This is a genomic window from Bernardetia sp., assembly GCF_020630935.1.
GTDB lineage: Bacteria > Bacteroidota > Bacteroidia > Cytophagales > Bernardetiaceae > Bernardetia.
This window is the reverse complement of record NZ_JAHDIG010000092.1, coordinates 1-14934: the sequence shown is the minus strand read 5'-3', so window position 1 is coordinate 14934 and position 14934 is coordinate 1. Positions and strand designations below refer to the sequence as shown.

13 protein-coding genes are annotated in these 14934 nt (G+C 33.8%); 12 read left to right on the top strand and 1 reads right to left on the bottom strand.

Annotated features, from left to right (window positions below; all coding sequences use genetic code 11):
• The 8 genes from QZ659_RS18560 to QZ659_RS18525 form a co-directional block, all read left to right on the top strand.
• A partial coding sequence (locus QZ659_RS18560; protein ID WP_291728212.1) for a PIN-like domain-containing protein occupies nucleotides 1-872 on the top strand: 872 nt, incomplete at its 5' end.
• Nucleotides 873-1077: 205 nt separating this feature from the next.
• Nucleotides 1078-1971, top strand: a complete 894-nt coding sequence (gldN, locus tag QZ659_RS18555) for a gliding motility protein GldN (RefSeq protein WP_291728210.1) — start codon at nucleotides 1078-1080, stop codon at nucleotides 1969-1971.
• Nucleotides 1972-1988: 17 nt separating this feature from the next.
• Nucleotides 1989-2840 carry a gliding motility protein GldN gene (gene gldN, locus QZ659_RS18550; protein ID WP_291728208.1) on the top strand — a complete coding sequence of 284 codons (852 nt, stop codon included), beginning with the start codon at nucleotides 1989-1991 and terminating at the stop codon, nucleotides 2838-2840.
• 67 nt (nucleotides 2841-2907) lie between these two features.
• Nucleotides 2908-3699, top strand: a complete 792-nt coding sequence (gene kdsA / locus QZ659_RS18545; RefSeq protein WP_291728206.1) for a 3-deoxy-8-phosphooctulonate synthase — start codon at nucleotides 2908-2910, stop codon at nucleotides 3697-3699.
• 174 nt (nucleotides 3700-3873) lie between these two features.
• Nucleotides 3874-4491: a Uma2 family endonuclease gene (locus QZ659_RS18540; protein ID WP_291728205.1), complete on the top strand. Its 618-nt coding sequence runs from the start codon at nucleotides 3874-3876 to the stop codon at nucleotides 4489-4491.
• 36 nt (nucleotides 4492-4527) lie between these two features.
• Nucleotides 4528-4857 (top strand): hypothetical protein, encoded by a 330-nt coding sequence (locus tag QZ659_RS18535; protein ID WP_291728203.1) that lies wholly within the window; start codon nucleotides 4528-4530, stop codon nucleotides 4855-4857.
• 64 nt (nucleotides 4858-4921) lie between these two features.
• On the top strand, nucleotides 4922-6868 hold the full coding sequence (abc-f, locus tag QZ659_RS18530; protein ID WP_291728201.1) for a ribosomal protection-like ABC-F family protein: 1947 nt from the start codon (nucleotides 4922-4924) through the stop codon (nucleotides 6866-6868).
• Nucleotides 6869-6957: 89 nt separating this feature from the next.
• Nucleotides 6958-8187: a metallophosphoesterase family protein gene (locus tag QZ659_RS18525; protein WP_291728198.1), complete on the top strand. Its 1230-nt coding sequence runs from the start codon at nucleotides 6958-6960 to the stop codon at nucleotides 8185-8187.
• 10 nt (nucleotides 8188-8197) lie between these two features.
• Here the strand turns inward: QZ659_RS18525 and QZ659_RS18520 are convergent, their stop codons facing one another.
• A complete protein-coding gene (locus tag QZ659_RS18520) occupies nucleotides 8198-9106 on the bottom strand; it encodes a DUF695 domain-containing protein (RefSeq protein ID WP_291728196.1) in 909 nt (302 codons plus the stop codon).
• A gap of 858 nt (nucleotides 9107-9964) precedes the next feature.
• Between QZ659_RS18520 and aceB the strand changes: the two genes are divergently transcribed.
• The 4 genes from aceB (at nucleotide 9965) to QZ659_RS18500 (ending at nucleotide 14115) form a co-directional block, all read left to right on the top strand.
• The gene (gene aceB / locus QZ659_RS18515; RefSeq protein ID WP_291728194.1) at nucleotides 9965-11599 is read left to right on the top strand and encodes a malate synthase A; all 1635 of its coding nucleotides are present in this window, start codon (nucleotides 9965-9967) and stop codon (nucleotides 11597-11599) included.
• A 41-nt stretch (nucleotides 11600-11640) separates the two neighbouring features.
• Nucleotides 11641-11874 (top strand): hypothetical protein, encoded by a 234-nt coding sequence (locus QZ659_RS18510; RefSeq protein ID WP_291728192.1) that lies wholly within the window; start codon nucleotides 11641-11643, stop codon nucleotides 11872-11874.
• A 178-nt stretch (nucleotides 11875-12052) separates the two neighbouring features.
• Nucleotides 12053-13375 (top strand): isocitrate lyase, encoded by a 1323-nt coding sequence (gene aceA, locus QZ659_RS18505; protein ID WP_291728190.1) that lies wholly within the window; start codon nucleotides 12053-12055, stop codon nucleotides 13373-13375.
• 125 nt (nucleotides 13376-13500) lie between these two features.
• On the top strand, nucleotides 13501-14115 hold the full coding sequence (locus tag QZ659_RS18500; RefSeq protein WP_291728188.1) for a DNA-3-methyladenine glycosylase family protein: 615 nt from the start codon (nucleotides 13501-13503) through the stop codon (nucleotides 14113-14115).
• Nucleotides 14116-14934: the final 819 nt, after the last annotated feature.

Below are 14934 nucleotides of genomic sequence, written 5' to 3'. Positions count from 1 at the left end.
TTAAAAAGCACGATAATGAGATAACTAAAATACTAGAAGGTGCCATAGAAGATAACAAAAACATGGAAAAGAATGACCCTTTATTGAACGCTTTAAATGATATTGAAGTTTTAAAATCTTTATCATCAGAAGAAATATCTTTTTTATCATCAAAATATAAAGAAATGCAAGAAAAGTATGATGAATTTAAAGGAGATAGTAAAAATTATTGGAAATATGCTTTTCCCTCTTGTGGAGAAAAAAAAGATAAAGAAAACCCAATGAGTGATTTTATCATTTTTCATGAAATATTAAAATACTCAAAAAACAACTCTAAAAATGTTTTATTTATCACTAATGACTTTCGTAAGAAAGATTGGTTTAACATAGAAAATTTTGAGCAATACACGCATTATGTAGAAATAATTTATTCAAATACTTCACAAATGATATTTATATTAAAAGGTAAGAAAGTATTAGATATATCTTATGAAAAAGTATTTGATGAGAACGAAGCGATTGAAAAACCTCTCCGAGAAGAAACAATTACAAGTCTTCTTCTTAGTCTGAAGAAGACACCAAAGACAGAAAAAAGTATACAACTTAATGATTTGGAAATAGATTTTCTGTTAACAATAGCAAATAAAAGACACTCACCTGAAGCAGGACTGTCTTTTGATAATATAAAGTTTTATTTAGAAGAACAAAATTATCAAAAAGTACCAATAGAAATTACCTATAATAGGTTAAAGAAAAAATCATTGATTTCAGGAGTATTCGATGAGTATGGTGATTTTTGGGGTTATAATCTATCAGATAAAGGAGAAAAATGGCTAGAAAGTTATTATACTGATAAAGACTTTACTAATAAAGGTGATGATTTACCGTTCTAGCTATATGAAATAAAATCTAAAGAACATTCATACCTCCCACAAAGTCACAAGGCAAAAAGATAAAACTTACTTAAGGAATGGAGTGTATATAAATCAGCCCAATAAAAATAACTATTTTTTCAATTTTGAGGCAATAAAACAAAGAACATCCGTTATAGAGGTGTAATTCAAATCAACACAACTTTAATTCAAATTTCTATTCGCTATGAAAAAATCAACAAAAGCAATTTTGTGGGCTGGACTTTCTATGTCTTTATTTTTTTCTCTTTTTCTAACTTCTTTCTCAAAAGCACAAGAGTATGGAAGCTATGTAGATGATGGCTACAATCACAATTCGGTTCGTCCTGTACACGAATCACACATTATGTATCAGAAAAGCCTTTGGCATAGAGTTGCCTTAAAAGAAAAGCAAAACTGTCCGTTTTTTGCCACAGGAAACGAAATTACAGGTCTTATCATTGATGCGACCAAACTAGGAATTATCCGTCCATATCAGAATGATTCTCTGACTACTCGTATGAGTCAGGAACAGTTTTTGGAAAACATCAAAATACCGAGTGAGCAGGTTCAGTATAATGATATTGAATATGATATTATTTCGCAGGACAACCAATGGGACAACTGGACAGCAGGAACAGAAGGCTGGGAAAACCAAGATACTGACCAAAAAACAGAAGCACAAGAGTTTTATGCCAACCAACTTTATACATTAGAAATCAAAACCAATGTATTTTTTGACAAGCAGCGCAGCCGAATGATAAATGATATTCAGACTATCAGTATTATTCTGCCTGCTGAAATGAATCCAGCTACTGGACTTGAAAAAACGATTGCTACCTTTTCGTATAAAGAACTTGTTCAAAATCTCTTTAGAGACAACCCAAGTGCCATCTATTACAATGAAAGAAACAGTCAAGCTCATCGTAACTTAGAAGAAGCCTTTGATTTGATGCTTGCCAACGGAACACTTATCAAATACAACAATGCTAGAGATGAGCATATTATGGATATGTACGACGATATGAGACATTCTCTTATAATGGCACAAAATTATCAAGCTAATATGATAGAATACGAAAGTAACCTTTGGGAAAACTAAACCAAAATCAACCTATTATGAAAAAGCTAATTTTAAAATCTTTTACTTCATTACTTGCCTTACTTTTAGTAAGTGCAAGTAATTTTTCTTTGGGACAAAGTGCGCTTAGTCCTAATGAAAAAAATATTGAATCTTCTTCGCCATCGTCTCCACCGACGATACAAGACCCTTTCAATCCCTTTTCACTTCGTCCCATTCCAAAATCGCATATCGCCTTTCAAAAAACACTTTGGCTTAGGCTTTCATTCAAACAAAAAACGAATCTACCACTTTGGTACGCAGGACATCAGCTTTCAAAATTTTTGATAGAAAATGCTTTAGAAGGAAAAATCACAGCATATCAAGACGATAAACTGGAAACTGTCTTATCAAAAAGTGAACTTTTAGAAAAATTAAAAGCCGAAAATCAAGAAAACGCTCTACAAAATGATTGTACAACTAGGTTTATCAACTTTTCAGAACTTTCTACCTTAGAAATAAAAGAAGATTATATTTTAGATAACCGTCATTCAAGAATGATTCATGATGTTTTGGCTTTTACACTTATTTTACCACACAATGCAGAAGGCAATAGTCTTGGACTGACACAAAAAATTGTCTCATTTTCCTACAAAGAAATCATCGAAAAACTTTTTCGTCCTCTGAAAGAAGATTATGTAGTTATTGAAACTACCAAGAGCAATGGACACATTCCCAACTTAGAAACGCTTATCGATGCTCGTTTTTTCCATGGCTATGTTGTCAAATATGATAATTTTGGAGACGAATATTTTGAAGATAAATATGACAACAAAAGAGAGGCAGCCTTGAAATGTATTCAATATGAAGAACATTTGATAGAGTTTGAGGGAACTTTGTGGGAATATTGATAATGTAAAGTTTACATAAGAGTTTGTATTTTTGTAGTAATTCTGTTTATTCCTAAAACAACATACTATGACACTCTACGAACGCCTACAAAAAGAAACTTTCCTTATTGCTGGTCCTTGTGTAATTGAAAATGAAGAACTTTTATTCGAAGTTGCCGAACACATGGTCAAACTCTCTGAAAAAATGGGGTTTCTCTACATTTTTAAAGCCTCTTTCGACAAAGCCAATCGTACCTCAATGGAATCGTTCCGAGGACCAGGGTTAGAAAAAGGATTAGAAGCCTTAGCTAAAATTAAAGACAAATTTCAAATTCCTATCACAACAGATATTCACGAAGCCTATCAAGCTGAAATTGCTGCACAAGTAGTGGATATTCTTCAAATTCCTGCATTTTTGTGTCGCCAAACTGATTTACTCATAAAATCTGGTGAAACTGGAAAAATTGTAAACATCAAGAAAGCTCAGTTTCTGACTGGGCGTGATATGGAGTATCCAGCTAAAAAAGTAGAAAGCACAGGAAACAAACAAATTTTGCTTACTGAGCGTGGGACAAGTTTTGGAAACCACAATTTAGTAGTAGATTTTAGAAATATCATTGATATGAAAGAGATGGGTTATCCTGTTGTGATGGACGTAACGCATTCAGTGCAGAAACCAAGTGCCAACAATGGAACAACTGGAGGAAACAGAGAATATATTCCATATTTCTCAAAAGCTGCTGCTGCAATGGGGGTAAAAGGATTTTTCATGGAAACACACCCTAACCCAGACAAAGCACTCTCTGACGGACCAAATATGGTAGAGCTCCCAAATATGGAAAATGTATTGAAACAGACCTTTCATCATATTGAAGCATAAAAACTATTCTACTGACCTAAAAATACTATTTGGGTCAGTTTTTTATTTTGTATGAGTTAATCTTTTTTACCTTCTTGAAGTATAAGAAAAAGCATTTCAAGGCTGCTTTGTTTTGAGCTTAAACTATTGTATTTTTATAGAAAGCAAAATTACACAAAACAATAGAGTAGAATTATGAGTACAACAAAAAAAGCAAAAGATACGCTGCCAAAAATCAGAAAAAATAAAAAGAATAAAACGGAATTTATTTCAGAAGAAGAATATTTAAAAAATGAGCTAATAGCAGAAACTAAAAGCGAGTATCATGCAGGAGAAGTTGTGGCGATGGCAGGGGCAACACTTGTTCACAATCAAATCACTTCAAATTTAGTGCGCCACATAGGAAACTGTTTAGAATATGAAAATTGCAATGTATTAGGCAATGATATGCTAGTTTATTTAGAAGAGTGTAAAAAATATGTCTATCCAGATGTAGTTGTAATCTGTGAAGAACCAGAGTTTACAAAAAAAGTAAAAGGCAGGACAGAGGCGATTACAAATCCTCAAATTATTATAGAAGTTTTGTCAAAAGGTACAGCAGAGTACGATATGGGAGAAAAAATGAAGTGTTATTTAAAGCTAAAAAGCTTGAATCAATATGTCATTGTAAGTAGTGAACGAAAGCTAGTTATAACTTATACAAAAGACGAAAAAAATGAATTCAAAGTCAAAACCTATTCTGAAAATGATGATGTTTTGATTGGAGAATGTGAAATACCAATGGAGAAAATTTATCACAAAATTGGATTTTAACTTAAACATTAAAAAAAACTCAATCTTAATTATTATATGGCTTTATTTGATTTTAGAGCAGTGTGTATGCCTTACTGCATCAAAAGACTTGAAAATGGCAAGTATCATGTTCTAAATAGAGAGTACAAACCTTTATCTTTTTGTACGATTTCTAATGATTATTTAGAAAAAAAATTACCAATAGAATTAGACTTAGAGATTACAGGAAAGATTATGTCTCAATTAGCAGCAAAAGGAGCTGTTTTTCAAAATGATATGATATTTCTTTATGGAGATGGAACAAATCCTGTAAAAGAAAAAAACAGAGTACAATACTATGAGTTATTAGACATACTCATGACAATAAGAGTGAATAACCTTAGATAGAATTGAATTTTATAAAACAAAAACAACTTTGTTTTACCACCAAACTATCGTAATTTTGTAGATTATGCTTAGTATCAACAATCTCTCGTTTTATTTTGCCGACCGCCCTATTTATTTTGAGGCTTCATTGCACATCAAACCCAAAGAACGCATTGGGCTAATTGGAGCAAACGGAACAGGCAAATCTACCCTTTTGCGTCTTATTAATGGCGAATATACGCCAGATGAAGGCGATATTAGTAAGTCTAAAGACTGTACACTTGGTTTTTTGAATCAAGACTTGCTTTCCTATGAAAGCCACGAACCGATTATCAATGTGGCAATGCAAGCCTTTGAGCGTGAAAACGAACTTTCGGCACGCATCAATAAGATTTTATCTAAAATTGAAACTGATTACAACGATAAACTTTTAGATGAACTTGCCAAGCTTCAAACCGAATTTGAAACTTTAGGAGGATATTCTATTCAAGCTAGAGCAGAAGAAATTTTGGAAGGTTTGGGTTTCAAAACGGCTGACCTTACTAAACCACTAGCGCAGTTTTCGGGAGGTTGGCGTATGCGTGTGATGCTTGCCAAGCTACTTTTGCAAAAACCTGCACTTTTGATGCTAGATGAGCCTACTAACCACTTAGATTTGCCATCTATTGAGTGGTTAGAAAGTTATTTGAATAATTATGAAGGTTCGATAATGATTGTTTCACACGATCAAGACTTTTTAAATAACTGTTGTAATGTTATTGTGGAAGTATGGGGGCAAGATTTGGTTCGCTACTCTGGAAATTATGATTTTTATAGAGAAGAAAAAGCATTGAGAGCCGATATTCAGCAAAAAGCCTACGAAAATCAGCAACAAAAAATTAGAGAAACTGAGCGTTTTATTGAGCGTTTTAAGGCAAAGGCAACTAAAGCTAAACAGGCGCAATCAAGAGTAAAACAACTTGAAAAAATGGAACGCATTGAAGCCGTTGAAGAAGATACGGCTGGAATGCGAATGCGTTTTACCTTCAAACAACCGTCTGGAAAAGTGGTTGCTGAATTAGATGAAGTTTCTAAAAGTTATGGCGACCTCAAAATTTTGGAGGAAACTGAAGCCATGATAGAACGAGGCGACAAAATTGCCTTAATCGGAGCAAATGGAAAGGGAAAATCTACCGTTTTAAGACTTTTAGCAGATGCAGAGAGCTACAACGGAGGCGAGTTAAAACGAGGACACAACGTTAGGCAATCTTTCTATGCACAGCACCAACTAGAAGCCTTACATTTAGACAATGACCTTTTAGACGAACTTCGCAGCGCAGGAGCAGACCGAACAGAAGCAGAGCTAAGAGCTGTTTTGGGTTGTTTCTTATTTGCTGGAGATGATATTTTTAAGAAAATTCGTGTTCTTTCAGGTGGAGAAAAATCAAGAGTTGCGCTGGCAAAAATGTTACTTTCAGAAGCTAACTTCCTACTACTTGATGAGCCTACCAACCACTTGGATATGAAGTCTGTCGATATTCTGATTGAGGCAGTCAATAATTATGAAGGAACGTGTATAGTGGTTTCTCACAACCGTCATTTTATTCAAGAAACAGCTAATAAAATTTGGTGGATAGAAGATGGAAAAATTAAAGAGTATCCTGGTACGTATGATGAGTTTAAATACTGGAAGCAAAAACGAGATGCAGAAGCAAAAGAAAATGCTGCTAGTCAAACAGAAGCTCAAAAAGTAAAAGAAACTAAGCAAAAAGAACAGAAAAAAAACTCTAATCATCTTTCCCAAGAGGAACAGAAGGAATTACAACGCAAAATCCGTCAAGCAGAACGCAATCTGGAAAATATAGAGAAGGAAATAAATAAATTAGAAGGCGATATAAAAGAACTTGAAAAAGAACTCGCTTTGCCTTCTACTTATGAAGACCCAGAAAAAACAGAAAAGCTAACAAAAAAACACGCTTCTTTGAAAAAAAGCCTAGAAGCCAGAACGTCGGAATGGGAAGATGCTATGTTAGAGGTGGAGGAGCTAAAATAATGATGAATACTTAATAAAATATAAACCACATAGGCACATAGTTTTTTCTATGTGCCTATGTGGTTAAAAGAAAAAGAAACCCACAAAAAATGAAAATTCTACATACAGCAGACTGGCATTTAGGAAAAAAACTGGGTGATTTTTCTCGTTTGGAAGAACAAAAAGAAGTCTTAGACGAGCTTTGCCAAATAGCTGATGCTCAAAATGTAGATGTCGTTTTGATAGCAGGAGATTTGTTTGATATTCCTTTGCCTTCCAACGAAGCCAATCAGTTATTCCTCAAAACGCTGCAACGCCTTTCTAAAAATGCTTCTCGTCCTGTGGTAGCGATTGCAGGCAACCACGATTCGGCACAGTATATAGCTAATTTTAGCGTGTGGGGAAGTGAGTTAGGAATTTTTTTGTTAGGTTATCCAAATGATAAACTACCCAAAATAAAATTAGAGAGTGGTTTAGAAATTTTGAGAAGTGAGGAAGGTTTTTTAGAACTTATGATGCCACATTGGGAATATCCATTACGTCTTTTGCTTACTCCTTATGCAAATGAGCTACGATTAAAAACCTATTTTAGCCTTGAAAATCAAGAACAAGAACTAAGAGAATTTCTACAAGAACATTGGCACAACCAAACAGAAAACTATCTGGATGAAAAGGGAATCAATATCTTGATGGGTCATTTGTTTGTAATGAAAAAAGGCGAACCACAACCTAGAGAATCTGATGATGAAAAATCTATTTTGGTAGGTTCAGCACAGCCTATTTTTACAGAAAATTTTCCTAAAAAAAACATTCAGTATGTTGCCTTAGGGCATTTGCACCGTTATCATTCTACACAAAAAGAGCCTTTTCCAGTTGTGTATAGTGGAAGTCTTTTGGCATATAGTTTTTCAGAAGCCTTCCAAAAAAAATATGTGGTTTTGTTAGATGCAAAGGCAAACGAGCCTATTAGTTATGAAAAAATAGAACTGACAAACTGCAAACCTCTTCAAAGAAGAACCTTTTCAGAAGTAGAAAAAGCCTTAGAGTGGCTCAAAGAAGACCAAAGCAGCACAAAAACATCTCTTATAGAACTCACTATCGAAACGGATAATTTCCTTTCAGCAGCCGATGCTCAACTTCTTTATGCAGCACATAAGGGTATTGTGGGAACAATTATTCCAAGAATAAAAGGAAAAAAGGAAAATCTTGAAGCTAAGATAGACTACTCAAGAAATATGAATGAACTCTTTGTAGATTTTTTTAAAAAACAAAACAATGGACAAGCTCCTAACAAGGAAATTATGCAGCTTTTTGAGGAGGTAAAAAACAGAGAAGAATAAAGACATTACTCTAATGTATTTCAAAACGCTCAAAAGATTGCCAGTACTTGTCCATATAAATTTCGTAACTCATCTCAAACTTGTCTTGGTATTTCTCTATTACATCATAAACTACTTTAGAGATATATCTAAATTCAGAAGAAGCAAAATAAATTTTTCTTGTGTTGTCGGCTGTTTCTCTTCCAATGCTTAAATGTCCTTTTTTACTTCTTAGAATTTCCCAAACTTGGTCTTCTATTTGGTCTAGATTGTCAGCAACTGGAGTGGTTGGTAAGCCACTTTCCAAGTTTTCATTTGCTTCCGAATAGTCAATGTAAAGAACAGTAATGAATGGACACGACGATTTTTTCTCCCACTCTAAAGCTGTTGTATTGATGATAGCAAACAGAGGCTTTCCATTGGGCAGTTCTCCTTTCAAAAGAGAATAATTATCTTTTTCTGTACTTTCTTCTATTTCTCCATACTTTTCTCTGTATTCTTTTTCTCGCCAAATAAGATAACTCTTTAGTTTTTCTATCGGAATGAGTTCTTTGCCTATTGTCTCTTGTTTAGTTTCTATATTCAAAATATCAATCGTAGTGGCAAAACGAAGCTCTCCCAAACAGTTTTCTAAAAAAAGATATACACCACTCGTAACTTTACCTTTTTCCTTTTCTTCAAAATCATCACAAACTACTGTGATTTCAATTTCATCTGGATAGTCCTTATTGTCTGTCGGATAAAAATACAGACTTTTCTCATCAAATGTATTTCCTCCAATTTCTATTACAATATCTTTAATATCTGAAGCTGGTTTTAGTGCCTTAAAGTCCCATCCTTCTAGCTTTGGAGCTTGTGTTATGCAATCCTCAATGAAAACTATATTTGATAAATTTGCATCAGCTGTCAGAATCAGTTCAACCGTTTCTTCATCCGACATTCCAACTAGAAAATAAAATCCATCTTTTATTTTGTTTAATTATTCTGCTAGTGGCTCTAAAAAGCCTTGCTCAATATAGGTTTTACTTCTTATAATTTTATGGAATCGTTTTTCATGTTCTTCAAACCAATTCCAAAAGTTTGTGTAGGCTATATGTAGTTTTTGCTGTGAGGTCATTGTATGTATCGTTTTAAAAATTATATAGCACCAATATAGTAAGTTAGCTAGAGTTTTGTCAGTATTTATTCATCAGATAGTTACTATCGCAACTCTGTACTTACTTTAAAATATCTAGTACTAAAAATACTGTAAAAAGTAGATAAATTTATATAAACTGATTTTTAACCAAATTAGAATTGTCTTTTTGACAAAACTCCAATTTTTTTATAAGATAAGTTTGTATTTATCCAAATTATTGACGTTATTTGAACATAATACCAATAAATACGCTGCACGCATAACATTTTTTTAGAAATAGAACATCATAAATTCATTTGTTATTCATTATTTCTTAACAAAGCTGTTCCATTTCTAAATTATCTTTATAACTATAAAAAAAAATCATTACTTTTCGTTATGAAAAAGATGATTTTGGGGTTCTTAGTGTTCTATTTCTGTTGTTCTTAGTAAATGAATTTCAGAATAATTTTTAAATCAAATCACTAATTGACCGTTTTGTGAGACAGGTTTTAGATGTAAAACATATAAAGAAAAACGTTATCTATTCAGATATACTCACTTCTCATACGCTACTTCGTTGTTTGGCTTCCAAACTACACTATTTTTTTGACGCTTTCATCGTAGCTACCCAATCACAAGAAAAAATATATTTCATTCAAAAAATCAATACATTCAATTATGTCCAACGCAAAATCTGAGCTTCTAGCAGGACTAGAAGTAAAAGGAGAAGTTACGCCCGAATTTGAAAATATACTTACGCCAGAAGCACTTGCTTTTTTAGCAGAACTACATAGAAAATTTGATGCTCGTCGCCACGAATTATTAAAAAAGAGAGAAGCAAGACAAGCAGAAATAGACAAAGGCAATATGCCTACCCGTTTGGAGGAAACCAAACATATCAGAGAAGATAAGTCTTGGAAAGTTGCGCCAATTCCACAAGATTTGCAAGACCGTAGAGTAGAAATTACAGGACCTGTAGAGCGAAAAATGATGATAAATGCTCTTAATTCTGGAGCAAATGTTTTCATGACAGATTTTGAAGACTCTAACTCGCCTACTTGGGAAAATGCTGTGCAAGGTCAGATAAACTGCTATGATGCTATTCGCCGTACGATTACTTTCCACGATGCTAAAAAAGGAAAAGATTATCAACTAGGTGAAGATGTAGCTGTTTTATTGGCTCGTCCTCGTGGTTGGCACTTAAACGAAAAAAATCTTTTGATTGATGGAAAACCAATGTCTGGAGGTCTCTTTGATTTTGGATTGTATATGTTCCACAATGCAAAAGAACTTTTAAAACGTGGTTCAGGACCTTATTTTTATTTGCCAAAATTAGAGTCTCACTTAGAGGCTCGTCTTTGGAATGATGCTTTTGTTTTTGCTCAAGATTATTTAGATATTCCACAAGGAAGCATTAAGGCAACCGTTCTTTTAGAAACCATTATGGCTTCTTTTGAGATTGAGGAAATTCTCTACGAACTTAAAGAACACATGGCAGGCATCAATGCAGGACGTTGGGACTATATTTTCTCTGCTATCAAAAAATTTAGAAATGTTGTAGAGCAACCTCTTCCAGACCGTGGACAAATCACAATGACTGTTCCGTTTATGAAAGCCTATACAGAGCTTTTAGTGGAGGCTTGCCACCGTAGAGGAGCGCATGCAATGGGAGGAATGTCTGCATTTATCCCAACTCGCCACGACGAGGAAGTTAATAAACAAGCCTTTGAAAAAGTAAGAAAAGACAAAGAACGTGAGGCAAACGATGGTTTTGATGGTTCATGGGTGGCACATCCAGATTTGGTAAAAGTAGCTAAAGATGTTTTTGATGCTAAATTTGGAGACAAGCCGAACCAAAAAGACCGTTTGAGAGAAGACGTAGATTTAGCTAAGATGGAAAAAGAGCTTACTAACTTCAATATTGAAGGAGGTAAAATCACAGATGCAGGCGTTAGAATGAACTTCAATGTCGGTATTCGCTACATTGCGTCTTGGTTAAACGGTGTTGGTGCAGCAGCTATTTTCAATTTGATGGAAGATGCAGCAACAGCCGAAATTTCAAGAACACAGCTTTGGCAATGGCTTAATCATCCGAATGCTAAATTAGAAGACGGTTCTGAAATCACAGAAGAATATCTAAGAAAATGTATGGAAGAAGAATATCAGTCTATAAAAGATGAGGCTGCACAGTATCCAAACTACGATTTTGAGAATTCTACTTTTCCAAAGGCAAAAGAGCTGATGGAAGAATTGGTTTTCACAAAAGAGTATAAAGATTTCTTAACAACAGAAGCATATCATTTAATCAGTTAGCAGTAAACAGTTATCAGTTACCAGTATTTTGATTGCAAATTATGACCAAAGATATGACCAAAGAAAAGTTAATAGAATTAGTAAAATCTATTCAAAAATGTGAAGGTACAGAAGAAGAGATGAATACTAATTTTGAACTTTTGGAACAAAATATTATAGATCCAGAAGTTTCAAATTATATTTTTTGGGAAGATTTATCAGCAGAGGAAGTGGTAGAAAAAGCATTAAAATATAAACCAATAATTACTCCTTATAATGAAAAGGAAAAAAATTGATAACTGTTTACTAATAACTGCAAACTGAAAATAAATCCTTAATCACACACATAAGACCAACACAAGAAACACACACCTTTCTATAAATTCAATTAATAATAAAATCATTTTAAAAAACCTGTTATCGGACTCTAGTTATTGATAACTGATTACTGATAACTGATAACTGAAAAAGAATATGTCTAAGTCAAATGGAACTTCAAAATATGCTCACAGAAGTGCAGTAGAATTAGAAAACGAATGGAAAACAGACGCTCGTTGGAAAGGTGTAACTAGAGATTACTCTGGAGAAGATGTAGCTAAATTACGTGGTTCGGTAAAAGTAGAACATACGCTAGGACGCATGGGTTCTGAACGCCTTTGGCATTTACTCAACACAGAAGATTATGTTCATTCTTTGGGCGCAATCACAGGAAACCAAGCTGTTCAGCAAGTGAAAGCTGGTCTGAAAGCAATCTATATGAGTGGATGGCAAGTAGCAGCAGACGGAAACAATGCTGGACAAATGTACCCAGACCAAAGTTTGTATCCTGCTGATAGTGTTCCAAAAATGGTTACTCGTGTGAACAACGCACTTTTGAGAGCAGACCAAATCGAAAAAGCAGAAGGTAGTGAACCAATTCATTGGTTAGCTCCTATTGTAGCTGATGCAGAAGCTGGTTTTGGTGGTGTGTTGAATGCTTTTGAGCTAATGAAAGGAATGATTGAAGCTGGTGCTGCTGGTGTTCACTTCGAAGACCAACTTTCTTCTGCTAAAAAATGTGGACACATGGGAGGAAAAGTATTAGTTCCTACTAAAGAAGCTGTACAAAAATTGAAAGCGGCTCGTTTGGCTGCTGACGTTTTGGACGTTCCTACGGTTTTGATTGCTCGTACAGATGCGAATGGTGCTTTCCTTATCACAAGTGATATTGATGAGGTAGATAGAGAGTTTATCTCTGACGAGCCACGCACAACAGAAGGTTTCTTTGTGTTGAAAGGTGGAATCGAAGCTGCTACGGCTCGTGGTTTGGCGTATGCACCGTATGCTGATGTAGTTTGGTGTGAGACTTCTAAGCCAGATTTGGAAGAAGCTCGTTATTTTGCAGAAAAAATTCACGAAAAATTCCCAGGTAAATTGTTAGCTTATAACTGTTCGCCTTCTTTCAACTGGACAACTAACCTAGACAAAGATACGATTGCTAAGTTCCAACAAGAATTAGGCAAAATGGGCTATAAGTTCCAGTTTGTAACGCTTGCAGGTTTCCACAGCTTAAATATGGGAATGTACGACCTTGCTCTCAAATACAAAACTGAAGGAATGGCTGCTTACTCTCGTCTTCAAGATATGGAGTTCGATTACGAAGAAAAAGGCTATACAGGTACAAAACACCAACGCTTTGTAGGTGCAGGTTACTTCGACCAAGTAGCACAAGCTATCGTAGGCGAAGGTTTATCAACGGCTGCCCTCAAAGGTTCAACCGAAGAAGAGCAGTTCCACGACACAAAAGCTGATGCTTAAATAAAATAAGGTCAGACTAATAGGTCAGTAACTATAAAAGTAAAACCAAACTATCTCTTTTTTGAGGTGGTTTGGTTTTTAAATTATAAGGACAAAAATTTTATTATAATTCTAACTCATAAAAAATGCTCCAAAAAGCCAAAACCCACTTATATAAAGACCCTTTATTCGCACCTATATTAGAAACTGTAGAAATCAGTACGTTTGGAAATCCAAATAGTGAGGTAGATATTATGGCTTCACTTATAAAAGCTATCATTTCTCAACAGCTTTCTGTAAAGGCTGCTGCAACTATCTATAAGCGTTTTTTAGATTTGTTTGATGGGGTTTCTCCAAATGCAAATACTTTATTAAAAACAAACGACGAGGTGCTTAGAAGTGTGGGATTGTCTAAACAAAAAATCACTTATGTACGAGAGGTAGCTTTGTTTTCTCAGCAAAACGATATTTCAATGGAATGTATCAATCAAAAAACAGATGAACAAGTCATAGAGTATCTCTCACAAATAAAAGGTGTAGGAAGATGGACAGTAGAAATGCTTTTGATGTTTACACTTCACAGACCAGATGTTTTTCCTCTTGCCGATTTGGGCATCCAACAAGCCATGCAAAAACTTCTACAAACAGATGAGAAAGGAAAAGATTTACTCAAACAAATGAAACAGCATGCTGAAAAGTGGAAACCTTACCGAACTATTGCGGCTCTCTATTTATGGAAATGGAAAGATATAAGTAAATAGCTGAAAATCAAAAGGATACTTATTTTTTGGCTTTCGCAAACGTTTTGTTTTTTAAAAAAGTTTCTTTATTTCTTCTAAAATGTTTGCATTTATATAAATAGTTCGTACTTTTGCCCTCCCAAACGGGGAAACGCAGCACATTCTTTAGAGCGTGCTGAAAAAAAACTTCAAAATTTTTAGCAATAAAATTTGGAGGTTAAAAAATTAAGTTTTACCTTTGCATTCCCTTTCGGAAATAACGAGAGGATAAAGAAAGTAAAAAGATAAAAACAAAAACAAAATAAATAATTTTAAAATTTAATTTGTTTTATAAAAATAAAGTTTTTACCTTTGTGTTTCCAAAAAAACAAGAGTAGATGATTCTTGTTTTGAGTATTGAAAATTGCTTTTAGCAAATCGTAAAACAAAAAAAAACTTCAAAATTTTTAGCAATAAAATTTGGAGGTTAAAAAATTAAGTTTTACCTTTGCATTCCCTTTCGGAAATAACGAGAGGATAAAGAAAGTAAAAAGATAAAAACAAAAACAAAATAAATAATTTTAAAATTTAATTTGTTTTATAAAAATAAAGTTTTTACCTTTGTGTTTTCAAAAAAAAACAAGAGTAAATGATTCTTGTTTTGAGTATTGAAAATTGCTTTTAGTAAATCGTAAAACAAAAAAAACTTTAAAATTTTTAGTGATAAAATTTGGAAGTTAGAAAATTAAGTTTTACCTTTGCATTCGCTTTTGAAAAGAATGCTTAAAAGCAACGGCTTCTAAATGAAACAACTAAGAAAATAATTTTAAAAATAGTTGAAAATTTATTTGGAAGATAACT

Coding starts and splice junctions, on each gene's coding strand:
- kdsA (WP_291728206.1), top strand. CDS start 2,908: ATGACACTCTACGAACGCCTACAAAAAGAAACTTTCCTTATTGCTGGT.
- QZ659_RS18510 (WP_291728192.1), top strand. CDS start 11,641: ATGACCAAAGATATGACCAAAGAAAAGTTAATAGAATTAGTAAAATCT.
- QZ659_RS18525 (WP_291728198.1), top strand. CDS start 6,958: ATGAAAATTCTACATACAGCAGACTGGCATTTAGGAAAAAAACTGGGT.
- gldN (WP_291728208.1), top strand. CDS start 1,989: ATGAAAAAGCTAATTTTAAAATCTTTTACTTCATTACTTGCCTTACTT.
- gldN (WP_291728210.1), top strand. CDS start 1,078: ATGAAAAAATCAACAAAAGCAATTTTGTGGGCTGGACTTTCTATGTCT.
- aceB (WP_291728194.1), top strand. CDS start 9,965: ATGTCCAACGCAAAATCTGAGCTTCTAGCAGGACTAGAAGTAAAAGGA.
- QZ659_RS18540 (WP_291728205.1), top strand. CDS start 3,874: ATGAGTACAACAAAAAAAGCAAAAGATACGCTGCCAAAAATCAGAAAA.
- QZ659_RS18520 (WP_291728196.1), bottom strand. CDS start 9,106: ATGTCGGATGAAGAAACGGTTGAACTGATTCTGACAGCTGATGCAAAT.
- QZ659_RS18535 (WP_291728203.1), top strand. CDS start 4,528: ATGGCTTTATTTGATTTTAGAGCAGTGTGTATGCCTTACTGCATCAAA.
- abc-f (WP_291728201.1), top strand. CDS start 4,922: ATGCTTAGTATCAACAATCTCTCGTTTTATTTTGCCGACCGCCCTATT.
- QZ659_RS18500 (WP_291728188.1), top strand. CDS start 13,501: ATGCTCCAAAAAGCCAAAACCCACTTATATAAAGACCCTTTATTCGCA.
- aceA (WP_291728190.1), top strand. CDS start 12,053: ATGTCTAAGTCAAATGGAACTTCAAAATATGCTCACAGAAGTGCAGTA.